This is a genomic window from Paenibacillus hunanensis, from assembly GCF_034055775.1.
GTDB lineage: Bacteria > Bacillota > Bacilli > Paenibacillales > Paenibacillaceae > Saccharibacillus > Saccharibacillus hunanensis.
Genome location: NZ_CP139194.1, coordinates 1,797,997 through 1,815,215, shown reverse-complemented (window position 1 = coordinate 1,815,215; position 17,219 = coordinate 1,797,997). Strand labels below are relative to the sequence as shown.

At 47.7% G+C, this 17,219-nt stretch carries 9 protein-coding genes; 4 read left to right on the top strand and 5 right to left on the bottom strand.

The genetic code is table 11. From position 1 onward, the window contains the following. Positions 1-62: 62 nt before the first annotated feature. The 5 genes from yqeH to SK066_RS07345 form a co-directional block, all read right to left on the bottom strand. On the bottom strand, positions 63-1,190 hold the full coding sequence (gene yqeH, locus SK066_RS07365) for a ribosome biogenesis GTPase YqeH (protein ID WP_320544207.1): 1,128 nt from the start codon (positions 1,188-1,190) through the stop codon (positions 63-65). Next, the gene (locus SK066_RS07360; RefSeq protein WP_188776305.1) at positions 1,187-1,714 is read right to left on the bottom strand and encodes a YqeG family HAD IIIA-type phosphatase; all 528 of its coding nucleotides are present in this window, start codon (positions 1,712-1,714) and stop codon (positions 1,187-1,189) included. Before SK066_RS07360 ends, yqeH begins: the two co-directional genes overlap by 4 nt. A 162-nt stretch (positions 1,715-1,876) precedes the next feature. Beyond that, a complete protein-coding gene (locus tag SK066_RS07355; protein ID WP_320544206.1) occupies positions 1,877-4,099 on the bottom strand; it encodes a DUF4129 domain-containing transglutaminase family protein in 2,223 nt (740 codons plus the stop codon). Further along, on the bottom strand, positions 4,096-5,355 hold the full coding sequence (locus tag SK066_RS07350) for a DUF58 domain-containing protein (protein WP_320544205.1): 1,260 nt from the start codon (positions 5,353-5,355) through the stop codon (positions 4,096-4,098). Before SK066_RS07350 ends, SK066_RS07355 begins: the two co-directional genes overlap by 4 nt. A 4-nt stretch (positions 5,356-5,359) precedes the next feature. Then, positions 5,360-6,319 (bottom strand): AAA family ATPase, encoded by a 960-nt coding sequence (locus SK066_RS07345; RefSeq protein ID WP_188776302.1) that lies wholly within the window; start codon positions 6,317-6,319, stop codon positions 5,360-5,362. 451 nt (positions 6,320-6,770) lie between these two features. Between SK066_RS07345 and SK066_RS07340 the strand changes: the two genes are divergently transcribed. The 4 genes from SK066_RS07340 to SK066_RS07325 all read left to right on the top strand — a co-directional run bounded on the left by SK066_RS07340 (position 6,771) and on the right by SK066_RS07325 (position 16,972). Continuing rightward, positions 6,771-7,844 (top strand): M42 family metallopeptidase, encoded by a 1,074-nt coding sequence (locus SK066_RS07340; protein ID WP_250343669.1) that lies wholly within the window; start codon positions 6,771-6,773, stop codon positions 7,842-7,844. A 1,086-nt stretch (positions 7,845-8,930) separates the two neighbouring features. Continuing rightward, positions 8,931-11,240, top strand: coding sequence for a right-handed parallel beta-helix repeat-containing protein (locus SK066_RS07335; protein WP_320544204.1), 2,310 nt, complete (start codon positions 8,931-8,933; stop codon positions 11,238-11,240). Between the two features lie 328 nt (positions 11,241-11,568). After that, positions 11,569-13,827: a right-handed parallel beta-helix repeat-containing protein gene (locus tag SK066_RS07330; RefSeq protein ID WP_320544203.1), complete on the top strand. Its 2,259-nt coding sequence runs from the start codon at positions 11,569-11,571 to the stop codon at positions 13,825-13,827. A 445-nt stretch (positions 13,828-14,272) separates the two neighbouring features. Beyond that, entirely contained in the window at positions 14,273-16,972 is a 2,700-nt protein-coding gene (locus SK066_RS07325; RefSeq protein WP_320544202.1) for a right-handed parallel beta-helix repeat-containing protein, read from the top strand. Positions 16,973-17,219: the final 247 nt, after the last annotated feature.

Here is a 17,219-nt window from a genome sequence, read left to right as displayed (position 1 = left end):
AGGAGTAACGGGATGTCGATCATTATCATCACTACAACGATGATCGCATCCCGATATTTTGATTAGATCAGCGATGGACGCAGCATCACCTTAACACCTTTAGGCAGGTGGACAGCGACAAGCGCACCCTGATCACTATTGACCTTAATCCAGCCCAGACCCGAGATGAACACATCCAGCGACTTACCCTTAGGCACGCGCAGCTCATGACGTGTCCATGCTGGCAATTCAGCCAGATTCTCCTTCGTTGGTGGAGCAAGCATTTCGCCGCCATGCTGTTCGAACAATTCATCTGCACGATCCAACTTTGTACGGTGAATATTCAAGCGATTGTTAATATAGCAAGTGAACGACTGGCGTTCGCCTTCAATAAAATCAAATCGTGCCATCGCTCCAAAAAACAGCGTCTGACCCGCATTCAGTTGATATACAGCTGGCTTGAGTGGCTTGTCTGGCATCAATGCAGCCAGATCCTGCTTGTTCACCAGCTCGGTATAACGGGATTCGTACACGATTCCCGGTGTATCGATAATCGAGTGACCATCATCCAGCGGAATGCTAACCGTATCCAGCGTTGTACCTGGATAACGAGAAACGGTCAGTTCTTCCTCCAGATCGCTATAATCCGTAATCAGACGATTAATCAGTGTCGACTTGCCGACATTGGTTGCACCGACCACGTACACGTCACGTTTACCACGCATGAAGCCGACTACCTCTAGCAAACGGTCAAAACCTTGATTTTGCTTGGCACTACATAGAATAATATCTTCTACTTTCAGACCAAGCTCCTTCGCTTCCTTTTGTACCCAGTTGCGAATTTTGTTCCAGTTGGTTACCTTCGGCAGCAGATCGGTTTTGTTGACTACGAGAATAACCGGGTTGTTACCAACAAAACGTTGCAGTCCCGAGATCACACTACCGTGAAAATCGAACAGGTCGACAATATGGATCACCAGCGCATCCTTGTCTCCCACCTGACTCAGCAGGCGTAGGAATTCGCTCTGGTCAACCGTTACTGTCGACGATTCGTTGTAATTCCGTATACGGAAGCAGCGCTGGCAAAGCAGTGGTGTACGCTCCAGCGCCTGCGCCGGAATATAGCCCGGCAGATCTGTTGATTCAGTTTGCAGCACGATACCACAGCCGCTGCATTTGGTTCCAGCGGTCAAGCCGCTTTGTTCAGTCATTTATTGCGTTCCTCCTCGGCCCATAGGCCCTTTTTACGAAGTCTTAGCCTTGCCAGCCGTTCCACCTGACGGTTAAATCGGGTCCGCCAGCCTTCATCATCCAGCGCAATCGGAAGCACAAGCACCGTGAACAGGCCGAGACGGTTGCCACCGTATACATCGGTCAGCAACTGATCGCCCACAACGATCGTCTGATCATCACGACAGTTCATCAGCTTCATCGCCTTACGAAATGGCGCATTGGAAGGCTTGCGTGCAGCATGCACAAACTTGATATCCAGCGGAGTCGCAAACAGGGATACCCTGTTCATATTATTATTGGAAACGATAATCAGCTCGAAGCCATACTTCTTGACTTTGGCGAACCATTCGATTAATTCCGGTGTAGCATCCGGCGCCTTCGCGCCTACCAGTGTGTTATCCAGATCGGTAATAATCCCTCTGTACCCTTCTGCATACAGCTTTTCCAGGTCGATATCGTAGACCGTGTTTACACGCAATTTCGGAATGAGCATTTCAAACAAGCTATATTCACCTCGATTTCATACGACAAACTATACCATAAATTTAACCACTCTGACAAAAAGAAACGCCGCAAAAGCGGCGCTATTTACGAGCTTATGAAGCTTTATTTGCAAACGATTAAAGCTTTATTTTTCCAGTCTGTGCATACCTGAATCATTATACTACTTTGTGGACGTGTTGCGCCACAATTTTCGTAAATCCTGCACATACTGCTTCATCGTTACGTATTCTTCCTCGGTCACTACGTTCGGACTGTACTTCGCCCGTTCGAACAATTGCAGTAACGGCCCGAGTGCAGGTCGTAGCTCTGGCTTGAGCTCCTGCCAGCGATCGACCGATTCTCGGAGCGTCTCATGTGACTCTCGATTCAAGCCGTGTCGCTTCATCCATGCCAGCCAGCGCTTGGCTTCGACCATCATTTTCTGCTGAGGGGTATGGGCTTCGCCGTAACGCATCCGCACATAAGCCGCATGCAGCTTACGACGATAACGGAACGCGATAAACACAACCCAGGCGGCTACGAGCAAGCTTGCTGTCCAGATCACAGCAGGTGGTGCGCCATTCTCTGTTGCTTGTACAGGCGTTTCAGCCTGCTCCTGCTCTGGTTCTTGCTGTTGCTCCTCAGGCTGAGGTGTTTGCTCTGTCTGCGCTGGAGCTTGAACCGCTTCCGTCAGTAGCGGCATATCAAAGCCCGGTGTCGCTTCAATCGGAATCCAGCCGTAGCCTGCAAAATAAATCTCTGCCCATGAGTGCGCATCCGCATTCGTTACCATGTACTCTGTCGCACCTTCTGGGAAATAATCACTTGTCACATAGCCATTTGCCTGTCCAGGCGCATAGCCCTTAACCCAGCGTGCCGGAATATCCAGCGAGCGTGCCATCATAACCATCGCAGTGGAATAGTAATCACAGTAGCCTTCTTTGATCTCAAATAAGAAGCTATCGACAAAGTCGCTACTCTTTTTACGCGACAGATCTGGATTATTCGTATACGTATAATTATTTTTTAAATACGATTGCAGCAGCTCGATCTTGCGATACGGTGTCGTCGCCGAAGCAGTCACCTCGCGCGCCAGATTTTTCACGCGCTGCGGAAAGTCTGTCGGCATTTGCAAATAAGGCTCAAGCGACTTGCCATCATATAGCTCACTGTAGGTCTTCTTCTCCAGCTCGGCAACCGGAACGACCGGTACGCTGGAGATCAGCGAGTACGATTCTGGGAAATTGCGATTTTGTCGTGTCTGACTCCAGTGAACCTCACCGGAATTACTGCGCCAATCGAGCTGGTCTGTATCATTTTTTCCATTTACACTTTCGATGCGTGAGATCGTATACGCACCGAAGAGTACGGGATAATTTGTTCCTTTATCACTCAGCATCTTCACCTGCTGTTTGACTGTACGCGTTTCGATTGTCGATGGCTCTTCATCCATCGACAGCTTCTCATCTGCCTGAATCGGCTCCAGATCACGCCAGCTGCTGCTAGAGCGATCAATCCAGCCTTTACCAGAGTAAGCGAGCCTTGTTTCACCGCGCCAGTAACTACGGCTCGTCGTGCTAACCGACATTACCGGCGTATAGTCAAAGTTAAAGCCGCCGCCCAGATTGGAATCCTCACGACTATAACCGGAGGATGCACCCTGACCATCCATTCCATTCGAGCCATTCACGGTAATGACCGATTCACCATGCCAGTTTTTCCAGGCGGTATACGGGTCTTTTAACGTAGGCTGCACCTCTGGCATATTGATCCCTGCCAGTAAAATGATCGAGAAGATCACAGCGATATTGAACATGATTTTGAGTGGATAGCGGCGTAGATGCTTCCACCCTCGTGGGAAACGCTCCTGAAAATAGCGGAAGTGATTGCTGACGAGCCAGCCCATACCTGCAAAAACAACCCATGCAACCTCTTCCCACAGTGCTGTTTTTGTGAAGGAATCCAAAATCGCCAGCGCCACAATATTCGTACCGACAAACATAATAATCGCTCGTCGTGACGTACCGATTCGCGCAGACACTTCAAGCAGCATCCATGCGGCAACGATAAACCAGATGTACGTGCGCAGTGTACTAATGAACTCCTCCATATTGTCGGATAGCGACTGGGACAGACTCCATGTGAACAAACCATGCGTGTGCATTGCGTAATAGACGACCGCAATGACGGCTACCAGCTTAATGAGTAGCCTGTACCATGCGTTAAAGGGCAAAATGATATCGATCACGGCTACAGCGATCATCGTGCCGAGTACAAACATCGTCGTTTCGCTGTACCAGATCCCATCTGCATATTGAATCCACTGATAGGCGATAATTAACACCCATAGTAGACATAATGAGTAATACCAGGAGCCGCAAATTTCGCTCCACCATTTCTTCATTGGGCTCTCCCCCCTAATACAGTCGGCAGCTGATCAAGCTCACTGAGCGGATAACAGACCGCACCCCGTGCACTGGAATCGAGTGTCCAATGCTGGGAAAGATGCTCCTGCTGCTGATCTTCAATCAACAGCTGAACCGGCAGCATCTGCCGCATCCGTGCAAACTGGAATACTTCCCATGCCTTTTCGCCGCTTAGCGGGCTGATCAACACAAACAGCGAGCCTGAAGGGAAACTGCGTGCCCCTTGCTCCAAGCCTTTTAGCAGTCCATCCTGTCCATCTGCCATAATATCGACCAGATGAAGCTGCATGCGATGCCATTCGCTAGACAGATCAGACGGTACAAAAGCTTCTGTACGCGCCCCAATCGTGAATAGCCCCATGCCCATTCGCTCACGAATACCGTACTCCAGCATCGAGGCTGTGACCGACACGGCTAGCTCAAAATGCTCCATTGATTCGTAATGGGCAGCCGTAGCATCAAGCACAAGAATCGTTTTCGGCAGGGATTCGTGTTCGAATTCCTTTGACTTCCATACACCGGTACGGGCGGTTGCATTCCAGTGAATCCGTGAGATGCGATCACCGTACACATAGTCACGCACACCGTTAATCTGATTCGTTTCTGGACGCGACAGCATCTGAGATGTCTGCTGACCGCCGAGCCTGGAATGACGTGAGCCCATTTCCCAGTACGGAATAAATATCGTACGCGGTAGCACCATGAATTCACCGGGTGCACTGAATGTGCCGCGATTTTCCAGCAGTCCAAAAATATCCTCACTAATACATTCTGTACTATAGAAGCGATACCGTCCACGCTCCAGCGGTGGAGTCTGGAATAACAGCTCTCCACGTCCACGCATGCTCGGCATTAAACTTTCTTCAAAAGACCACGATTCGCCGTTATGTCGCTTCAGCGTCTCCCGTACAATCACATACGGCAGCGGCAAAAAGCCTGGAATCGTGACATTTAGCTTCACCTGCACCTGATCACCAGCATGAATCGCGCTGCCCTCATCGCCTTCAATAGACAGCTTCCGGCTTCCACGCGCACGTCCAACGCCGCGGAAGCCGCCGATGATCAAGTAAATTGCCAGGAGCGTAACCATAGAAAACAGCATGACCGATGTTTTCCCACCCTGAAACAGTACATAGAACAGGCAACCTAACCAGACAATGAGCACGAGCCACAGCTTGGAGGGCTGACGCTGCAACTTCATATTCAGCCGCAAGTACGAAAATAAGGCTCTCATAATGTTATTGTCCTATGGATACCGGCGCGGTAACCTGCTCCAAAATCTGCTGCATGATTCGCTCTGCACTCATGCGCTCCATACGTGCTTCTGGACGTGCCAGTATGCGGTGCGCAATCGTATACGGTGCTAGACGCTTCACATCATCCGGCAACACATAATCACGCTCATGAATGAGCGCGTATGCCTTCACCGCCATCATAAATGACAGCGTAGCACGCGGACTTGCTCCGAGCAGCACCGAGCGATGATCGCGTGTAGCGCGAATAATACTGACCAGATAATCGCTAACCGATTCATCCATATGCACGGAGCGAATCTCCTGCTGAATATCAGCGATGCTTTGCATATCAGTCACCGGGGTTAAGCGTTCTACCGGTTGTCCAGTCGTTCCCTGCTGACGTAGCAGATTCTTCTCCGTCTGCTCGTCTGGATAGCCGATCGTAATCTTCATCATAAAACGATCCAGCTGCGCTTCTGGCAGCATATAGGTGCCTTCAAAATCAATCGGGTTCTGTGTAGCACACAGCATAAATGGATGGGGCAGTGGATGTGTCTCGCCATCGACCGTCACATTGCGCTCCTCCATCACTTCCAGCAATGCCGATTGCGTCTTGGTCGTAGCACGGTTGATCTCGTCTGCAAGCAAGATATTCGTCATTACTGGCCCTGGACGGAAATAAAATTGCTCATCCTTCGGATGAAAGATCGATACACCTGTAATATCACTTGGCAGCAAATCGGGATTACATTGAATCCGGCGATATTGACCGCTCATTGATTTGGCAAGTGCTTTGATCATTTGTGTTTTACCGGTTCCGGGCACATCCTCGATCAGGACATGACCACCCGCGAGCAACGCGGTGAGCAGCAGCTCGATCTCAAAGGATTTTCCAAGAATGCAGGATTCCAGATTGGATCGGATATCTGCGATAATTTGCATGGATTCTTTACGTACTGGCATATATAAAAAACCTCCTACCTCGGGTTCGTCTTTCCATTGTCGTTATGGCCGCTCGTGCGGCTTGCGGTTCGCTACCATCTGGAGGTTCCGCTTGCAAAGCGTGTGCTGATTTTAACACAGGATACGAAGGGTTGCTCCCTTTTGGATCATTCGCTAGCGCATCCTTTGCCTGCTTTGATGTCCTGTCTCACGCTAATTCTTATAGAGCACTGTGCAGCTATACGACGCTGCTTCTATAAAGTCTAGCCGTGGCAGCCGCTTCTGTTATTGTACATGAACCGTACAACAGAGTCACTTTTACATGAAACAGGCACAGTTACATAATAAGCTATGATTTATCGTAGGATGATTGGGCACTCTTTGATCTGAACAGTGGTCAAATAGTGGACTTTTGCGAGCAGTCGGGGCATACTATGATAAGTTATTTTACGATAAAGGAGCATGCTTTCTTATGAATGAACAAACTCTTGAGCTATTTAAGCAATTAACCGAATTTCCTGCTGTATCTGGCTTTGAGCGCGAGCTTCGCGAGCTGGTCAAAGAGAAAATGTCGGCGTATACGAGCGAGTTTGTACAGGATCGGCTCGGAAGCCTGTTTGGTGTGATTCGTGGTGATGAGGCAGGTCCGAAAATCATGGTTGCCGGACACTTTGATGAAGTTGGCTTTATGGTGTCAGGCATTACGGATCAGGGGCTTGTACGCTTTCAGCCACTCGGTGGCTGGTCTAACCAGGTTGTGCTGGCACAGAGGCTCCATATTGTTACCGATCAAGGAACAATTACAGGGGTAGTCGGCTCAACGCCTGTTCATTTGCTGAGTCAGGAAGAACGCAGCAAAGCAGTCGATATTCGTAACATGTACATCGATATCGGTGCTGATGATCGTGCTGAAGCAGAAGCGATGGGCATTCGTCCAGGTCTTCAAATCGTACCGGTGTGCGAATTCACACCGATGGCGAATCCGAAAAAGATTATGGCCAAAGCCTGGGACAATCGCTATGGTGTTGGTCTTGCCATAGAGCTGCTGGAGGCACTGCACAAGCAGCCACTGGGAGGCACCGTCTATTCTGGCGCTACCGTTCAGGAGGAACTGGGCTTGCGTGGAGCACGTACAGCAACACAGCTCATTCAGCCAGATATCTTCTTCGGTCTGGATTGTAGTGCAGCTAACGACATGACAGGTGATCGTAATGCATTCGGTCACATCGGTAAAGGAGCACTATTGCGTATCTATGATCCAACAATGTTCACTCATCGCGGCATGGTTGAATACATTCAGGATACCGCCAGCACCAACAAGATTCCGGTACAATATTACATTTCTCAAGGCGGTACAGATGCCGGCGCCGTACACCTGAGTGGAATCGGAATTCCTTCCAGTGTTATCGGCATTTGCGGCAGATACATCCATACCTCCTCTTCGATCATTCATACGGACGATTATGATGCAGCTAAGGAGCTGCTGATCAAGCTCGTCAAGGGCATGAATGCTTCGACGTATCGCACGCTGATCGAGCGTGCCTGAGTAGCACGACCTGCGGCCTATATCGTTCTCTGTATAGTATACAGCGAGCGGTAAGGTCGCTTTTTTTTATATCCCTCGCTAGCCCAGCTACCAGCATACCCTAATTCATTCCGCTACAAAATGTTACTGATGAGCAGTGTGTTATTAATGTATAACCCGTCAGTTGCCTGCTTCAATCCCGTCATACCGGGGCAAACCGAACATTTTTTTAAAAAATTGTAACCTTTTCTCCATACCTTGCTCGTCTGGTAGCTCTGCTACAGTACAGAGTGGTTCATTTTATCATAACCGATACACAATATCATCTTTACTAATGAATAATATATCGTTCCTGCATGTATCCATAGCCTCACTACATCAACGATTGTAGCAATAGGAAGTACGGGCTATAACATTACCTATTTTTACATTAATTAACTCTAATATTGATATTGCAAATAAGAATTTTTGGCGATTACATCCTGCTTGTGGCTGTACTATACTGAATCATGTCCCCAGAGAAAATAATTCATTAACACTTATGACCAGCAAGCACTGCTCCTTATCTTACCTCCATTATTCCTTCAATCCATGATCTTTCTACTCGGGTGCAGCCACCTCCGCGAGTCGTTATTCATTAACAGCTTGCTCTTGCTTTCTCCGCGTTATTTTCATTTTGCAGCCCTGTCAGTCTTCAGTCTCGCGCTGCCCGTATCCTTTGTGAACGGGCAGTCGTAACTTTTATATACCAGCAGAAGCTCTACTTTCTCCTGCATCATCGATACCATCTATATCTTTATACTCATATATCCGCTATTTGTTCCTCTCTCCTCGATTTTCCTTCTATTCCAGCTAATTATGACTCGTCATTTAGCCGTTCCAGGATTCATTCTTTATACTTTCTTAACTTTTTGTATAAAATCGTGCGAAAATCGTCGTTTTTTGTTTTTAATTACCCATTTTTATCTATAAATATTAATAATTTCATCAAACTATCCGACAAAATAACTAGCACATAAAGACTACTCATTTCAATAGTAAACGGAGATGCATCGAACTAACCCATACAGTGTGTAAGAAATGACCATTAGAAAGGGAGTATTTATAATGTTCGTAAAAAAATCAGTCATGGCGCTTGCCGTGGCAAGCTTGCTCGTGACCGGAGGCATATGGTCACCTGCTCCTGCAAAGGCAGATAAGCTTGCCGATGGCAGTGTCGTAACTACACTTAGCAGCGGTCCTACTACCAATACAGGACTCAACCTGTATGTTGACGGTTCTGTTGCCACGGGCGGCGATGGTTCCAAAGATGCACCTTACAAAACAATGACTCAGGTACGTGATGCCATTCGCGCTAAAAATGGAGCCTTGCCAACAGGCGGAATTACCGTCTGGGTCAAAGGAGGAACGTACAAGTTCCCTTATACTTTTGAGCTGAATGCTTCTGATTCTGGTTCTGCTGGCAAAACGATCGTCTACCGTACGTATCCAGGGGAAAAGGTTATTCTCTCCAACGGTGTCAGTGTTGACCCGTCCCTGTGGCAGCCGCTAAGCGCGGACGCTCAAAAGCGTGTAAATCCTAAAGTCAGTGCTTCCAATCTGGTGGAGCTGGATGCCAAAGCACTCGGCTTGAGCAATATTAACGAATATCCAGGTGGTACTTCCTTTTCAGATAAATGGGGGATTATCGATCTGATCGTCGATCACGAGCGTCAGCCGGTGTCTCAATGGCCGAATGCAGATGAAACAGCTGGTAATAACCGCACTGGCTGGACAACTGCCAACGGCTCGGCGGATGCAAGCTCCTTCTATTATGGTACAGGCGGCATACCCGCTGATGGTGATACAGCAGATGCACTGAATGCAGACGGTACGAATCGTGCTCAGCGCTGGCAGAAAAGCATCGCTGACGGCCATGATCTGTATTTGCAAGGTTTCTGGAGAACCGCCTGGGCACCTGTCATGAGCAAGGTGCAGAGCATCAATACAGGTAGTAACAGCATTACGTTGCTTGATATGCCTTCGGGCGGCATGGGTGACAAGTTCAGCAAGCAGATCATCGGTTCCAATCCGGTTTATCGCGTCGGTAGTGGTAAAGAAGAATGGCGCGCACTGAATATGCTGGACGAGATTGATCAGCCTGGCGAATGGGCACTTGATTTTAAAGACGGTAAAATCTATTACTACCCTAAAAGTGGAAATGGCATGATGGATAAAGATGTCGAGATTGCCGACAAAACAAGTGCTGTTGTGAAATTAACGAATGCTTCGTATATCTCCTTCTTCGGCTTCCAGGTGGAAGACAGTATGGGTAACGGGATCGACATGCAAAATAGTCACCATATTACGATTGCCGGCAATACCGTACTCAATGTAGGAAACGGCGGTATTATCGACACAGGTGGCTACTCTAATATGATCAAAAGTAATGATATTTACGATACAGGCGGCTTCGGTATTAGTATTGGTAATCAAGGCGACCGTAATACACTGACCAGTGCGAATACACGTATTACGAATAACCATATTCATAATATTGGCGAGCATGCCCATCTGGCAGGAATCGTTATTCGTGATTCGGTTGGCGTATGGGTCGATCATAACCTCATTCATGACGTACCGCGCGATGCCATCCGTTATGAACGTAATAACAATCTAACGTTTGAATTTAACGAGGTACACAACACTGCTCTTGAGGAAACGGATACCGGTGCCTTCTATACCGCACAGGACTGGTCTTCCTATGGTAATGATCTACGCTACAACTTCATTCACCATAACCGTCGCTCGAATGGCTTCTATGCTGATGGCAGTGATGCAGGCGATAACTACTACAACAATATTATTCAAGGCTCTGATCGTGCCTTGCAGCTCAACGGACACCATAATATCGCTAAAAATAACGTCGTTGTCGCTTCCAATAGCGTACGGATCGAAAATCGCAGTGACACGAAGGATCAATCGCTCGCTGTTTCCAAAAGCTACGGCGTAGATAGCACCTTTGCCGATACACTTCGCTCCAAAAATCCAACGTCTGGCGCATGGCTTGCTTATGCAGCCACGCTGAAAGCGAAATACGGCTATACCGATAATCTGTGGTCGGATATTCTTGATGCGAACTGGCGCCCTGAATATTCTAATGGCTCTGCGATTACGAATAATGCACTCGTTCAAGTAGGTACCATTATCAAGCCTAAATACGGTAACTATGATGTTAGCAATAACACGGTGCTGGATAGTGTGACAGCAGCTAGCTTCTACAACTACAACAAAATGGATATGCGTACAAATAACGCTCAGATTCTTGCCAGCTTCCCGAACCTGAATAGCATCTTCCCACAAATCGGCCTACAGCAGGATGCTTATCGTATTCGTGTCGTCACTCGTGCTGAAACTGGCGGCTTGACTAACCACTAATCCATGCTGTAGCAATTGCACCTTCTACGTTGATTTCGGTTACTTTGGTTTTTGACACCTCGATTTTAGATGTATTGATTTTAGGATCGTAGTAACGATGAATCGCTATCTTCGCATGATAGACACACCGCAATGAAGAATATCCACCTTTTCTCCTTTTCACCCCGATTGACGCATCTTTACAGCACTATTCAGGCAATCTCTGCCGGATAGTGCTGTTTTTTTGTTTACCCTTTCTATTCCTTTTCATTTCCATAAAATTGACACTTCTACTTCGTCCTTCCTATACTGGATGTACACAACGATGTAGGGAGGTCAGGCATTAGAGGTGAAAAATATTCGCTATATCCTACTGGCAGCTGGTCTGGTTCTGTTGCTGACATTTCCACTCTGGCGTTTTGGATGGTCGGATAGTCGACTCGGCTCACTCGATAGCGGCCCTGATCCGCAAACGCCAGTCAATGTATACGTGGATGGTGCCGCTACTGCAAATGGGCAAAATGGCAGCAAGCAGCACCCGTTTACGACGATTGAAGCAGCACGTGATTATATTCGTGAGCTACAGCGTCCTCTGCCTCAGGGTGGGATTACGGTCTGGGTCAAAGGTGGCGAATACACTCTTGCCTCTACGCTGGAATGGACAGCAGCAGATTCCGGCACAGCCAGCTCACCCATCATCTATCGCTCGTTTTCAGGGGAAAAGGTCAGTCTGACCAACGGAAAAACGGTCAATCCAGCCGATTGGCAGCCACTCGATGCACAGGCACGCATTCGTGTGAATCCGGCGATTAAGCCGGATCAGCTTGTAGAGCTGGATGTGCGCAAGCTCGGCTTCCGCAATATTAATGGCTTTACTGGCGGTGATTCGTTTACCGAGCAGTGGGGCATTTTACAGCTGATTGTGAACGATACGATGCAGCCGATCTCGCAATGGCCGAATCGTGATGATGCGAGCCAGGGTACACGACCCGGCTGGGCGGTCGCATCTGGCATTTTGAATGCACGTTCCTTCTTCTATGATCCGAAGCAAAGTCAAAACACAGGCGCTGCCAGCCGAATGATGCGCTGGGAACAGGCGATCAAAAGCGGGCATGATGTTTATTTGCAGGGTTTCTGGCGTACCGTATGGAGTCCGGTGACGATTCGTATTCAGCAGATTCAAGCAGCATCGCGCTCGATCGAGCTATCCAAAACACCAAAAGGCGGCATCGGGTCCAAATTCAGTGCCTTTGCTGAAGATGCGACGAACCATAATCCGTATCGTGTTGGAGATGGTAGTGAAGAATGGAGACTACTGAATCTACTGGAGGAGATAGATCAGCCGGGGGAATGGGCGCTCGACTTCAAGGATGACAAGCTGTATTACTACCCTTCTCGCCCATTAAATCAGTCGCAAACCGTGATCGCTGACAATACCGATCCGATCGTGCGAATTAACGGTGCCTCCTACATGAAACTGATTGGCTTTGAATTTAAAAATGGGATGGGCAATGGCATCACCATGCAAAACACCAATCATATTACGCTTGCTGGATTGACGATACGTAATGTGAGTAATGGCGGCATTACCGATATCGGTGGCTCGCAAAATATGATTCAAAGTAATGATATTTATGATACAGGTAGCTTTGGCATCAGTGTAAGTAATGCGGGCAATCGCGCAAAGCTAGAATCATCCAACACCCGGATTACGAATAATCATATCTATAATACAGGCATCCTTGTCCATCTGGAGCCGTTGATCATTCGCGAATCGGTTGGCATGCGGATTGATCATAATCTACTGCATGATGTACCGAAGGATGCCATTCGATATACATTTAGCAATAAGCTGCTGTTTGAATACAATGAAGTGCATAATACCGGGCTGGTCGAAGGAGATACCGGAGCCTTTTATACTGCACAAGATTGGGGCTCATATGGCAATGTACTGCGCTACAATCTGATTCACCACAATCAGCGCTCAAACGGCTTTTACGCCGATGGCGGTAGTAGCGGCAATACGTATCAGAAAAATATTATTCAGGATACGAAGCGCGCTTTTATTATCGAAAATGGGCATCATAATGTGGCCACAGGCAATCTGCTCATTAATATCGGTACGATGGAAATTAACGATCGCTCCAGCTCGCTGAACTACGGGCTAAACAGCGAATACGCTAAGCGTCTACGCGCTCTAAACCCAATGTCCGGTGCATGGAAGACGTATGGAGAGCAGCTTGCCAAGCAATATGGCTTAACCGGCAATCTATGGAGTCATGTGCTAAGTGCTGGCTGGAAGCCACAATACCCTAACGGCAGCAAGCTTAATAATAATGTGATTATCGGACAAGCGACGATCGCTCTACCGAAAAAGGGCGACACGTCTGCTACAGGCAATACGACGATCAAAACGATCCAGGCAGCAGGCTTTTACAATTACAGCAATCTGGATCTGCGTACAAACAATAGCGCGATTCTGAAGAAGTTCCCTTCACTCAATCGCGTTATTACTGAGATCGGTCTGTATAAAGACCCGTATCGTGTAGAGCCACTCAAGCGCAATGAATATGATGCACTTCGCAATCATACGAGTACGAGCAATTAAAGGTCTGTTAGACGATGTATATCTTTAACGTGGCAAAAAAGGGCTATCTACTGCTACCTGCAATGTATATCTTTTGCAGGAGCGAGATAGCCCTTTTTTCACCCAAACTTGACAAACTTTTGCAGGCTATGCTGAAATAGTTACAAAAAAGCAACCAATGGATGAATATTATGAAACATATTTTACAATTATTATTTAATTAAGTTTACTTTTGCTAATTTTTGAAAAATAATTTATGATACGGCATATACTCCTTACCGATGAGTCGGTAAAGCGTATTGAAGGAGCGTTTAGCCTGACAGTGGCTTCAAACAACTGCTTGCTAGATAACTTTGTGGAGGAGGTGAGTTAACGTTTCGCCATATCATGGCATGAGCTTGTAAAATGACCGGTTGAACACATCCGGGCAACTTGCATGTACAGAGAATGGAGGGAAATCATACGTATGAATAAGCTGCAAAAAATGATATCACTGACTACGATCGTAGCACTTGGCACGACACTGATTCAGCCTGCCCCTTATGCGGCTGCCGATCAGGTGAACAACCGTGAAGTGGTCACACTGGATAGCGGAGCCACCGTCAAGACCGGGCTGAATCTGTATGTGGATGCTTCGGCTAGCGATAGTAGTGGTGATGGCAGCAAAAGCAAGCCCTTCGCTACACTAACCGCTGCGCGTGATGCGATTCGTGCGCTGCATGATGACTTACCTGCTGGTGGTGTAACGGTATGGGTAAAAGGCGGCGAATATGAGCTGTCTAACTTCGAGCTAACTGCACAGGATTCAGGCACAGCAGATAAACCGATCATCTATCGTTCGTATTCAGGCGAGCAGGTGACACTGACCAATGGCGTGCATATTAATACATCGGATTGGAAACCGCTGAGTAAGGATGCCGCTGCCCGCGTTCATCCTGATGTGAAGGCGAGCGCTCTATACGAACTGGATGTGCAGAAGCTGGGCTTGCAGCATATTCATCATTTTGCAGGAGGTACATCCTTCACCGAGCAATGGGGCATTATTGATCTGATCGCAGACGGTGTACGTCAGCCGATCTCGCAATGGCCCAATCCAGACGAGTCTGTGAACAAGCACCGTAAAGGCTGGACGACAGCGAATGGCTCTGCCGATGCCAAGTCCTTTTATTACGGCGAAGGTGGGATTCCGGAAAATGGAGATACGACCGATACGCTTGATCTGGATGGTACCAATCGCGCTGAACGCTGGAAAAAGTCCCTGGAATCAGGGCACCCTCTATACCTGAAAGGCTTCTGGCGCACGGTATGGAGTCCGATCACAAGTTCAGTTCAGGATGTGGATACCAAGCATCATGTGATCACACTCAAGGACATTCCTGATGGCGGTATGGGCTCGAAATGGAGTAAAGCGGTCGAGGATTATCGCTCCAGCACGAGCGCAGCCAAGTCAGGACAAACGGATCAATCGTTAACTGCGCAGACGACACCTGCTTCTGAGGACGATGCACTGCATGATAACGATACATCCAGTAAATCCTATCTTGTGTATAAGGATGGCGGTGCTGCACAGACGATGACGCTCAAGGAAGAACAGAGCGATGATTCCCTGCTGGAAACGAAGCCTTCCTCCCCTGAAAAGGATGTCGAGGACAATACGCCCGTCAAATTAACCGATAAAGGCGCAGAGGTGTCTACTACCTCCTCTTCTAAAACCGAAGCTACAAAAGACGCTAGCGAAACTAAATCGGTCACCAAAGATGCATATGGCTCCGTACAGGATGACGTATATAGCTCTACCGGTTCCGTTAGTGATGATGTGTACGATTCCGGCTATCTCGCCAAAATACGTGCACCGTATCGCATCGGTACAGGTACAGAGGAATGGCAGGCGCTCAATTATCTGGACGAGATCGATCAACCGGGCGAATGGGCCCTCGATTTTAAAGATAAAAAGCTGTACTACTATCCAAAGGGCAATCTCAAAGATTTGAACATGATTATCGCAGATAACGAAACTCCAGTCGTTTCCCTTAACAACGTATCGAATGTGCAGCTCCTTGGCTTTACGATCGAGGGCAGCATGGGTAACGGTATCGAGCTGAAGAATACCGACCATGTTACACTCGCTGGTAATACACTGCGCAATCTGGGTAACGGTGGTGTACTCGATGTAGGCGGCAAAAATAATCTGTTCCAGAGCAATGATATTTACGAAACAGGCGGCTTTGGTATTAGTATGAATAGCGCCGGTGATCGTAAAAAGCTAACGCCAGCGAACAGCCGTGTGACCAACAACCATATTCATAATGTGGGCGAGCTTACGCATCTGGAGCCGATTCTGGTGCGTGATTCGGTAGGTATCCTGTTTGATCATAATCTATTGCATGATGTGCCAAAGGACGCGGTACGCTATGTGTACAGCAATAATCTGACCTTTGAATACAATGAAGTGCATAACACCTCCCTAATCGAAGGTGATACCGGGGCGTTCTATACTGCTCAGGATTGGGCATCGTACGGTAATGTACTGCGTTATAACTTTATCCACCATAACAAGCGCTCTAACGGCTTCTATTCCGATGGTGCAGATAGTGGCGACAACTATCACTACAATATTATTCAAGGCTCCACCAAAGGAATTTTGCTAAATGGTCATGATAATATTGCGACCAACAATCTGGTGATCGATTCCAATATGATTCAGGTCGACCAGCGTGGAGATAGCAAAAGTCATGGTGTGAACAGTATTTTCGCAGATCAGCTACGCGAGATGAATCCAACGAGCAATCCGTGGGCAAATTACGGCAAAGTGCTACAGGATACGTATGGCTATGATCATGACCTGTGGGGTAGCATTCTGGACCCAAACTGGCACCCTGAATATCCGAATGGTACGAAAATGACAGACAATATGCTAGTGAATACACCGGATGTCGTTGTACCTAAGGTTGGCGATGTGAAGGTAGCTAATAATGATTCGATTAATAGTGTTAGCGATGCAGGCTTCTACGACTATAGCAAAATGGATCTGCGAACCGACAATGCCAAAATTTTGGCGAAGTTCCCTGATCTGAATGAAGTCTTCCCGAAAATCGGCTTACAAAAGGATGAATTCCGTACGCGTGTACTCACACGCGAAGAAACACGCGGTCTGTCCAATCATTAATAGGACGATCGATGTAACAGCATAGCAGTATGCACTTGCTTGTATGCCATTATACCGTTTATTTCAAATCCCCTGTCTACCTTTGCAGACAGGGGATTTTTGTATGTCATTTTCCGTTTTCTATGCTCACCGAAAGGATCTATAGCAGGTTTCATACATCGTTGTGCAAAATAGCTACCTGGACGAGATCACTAGACTCATATTGCCATTCCTGCCCGGGCAAAGCTTGATTTTATAATATAGAAGA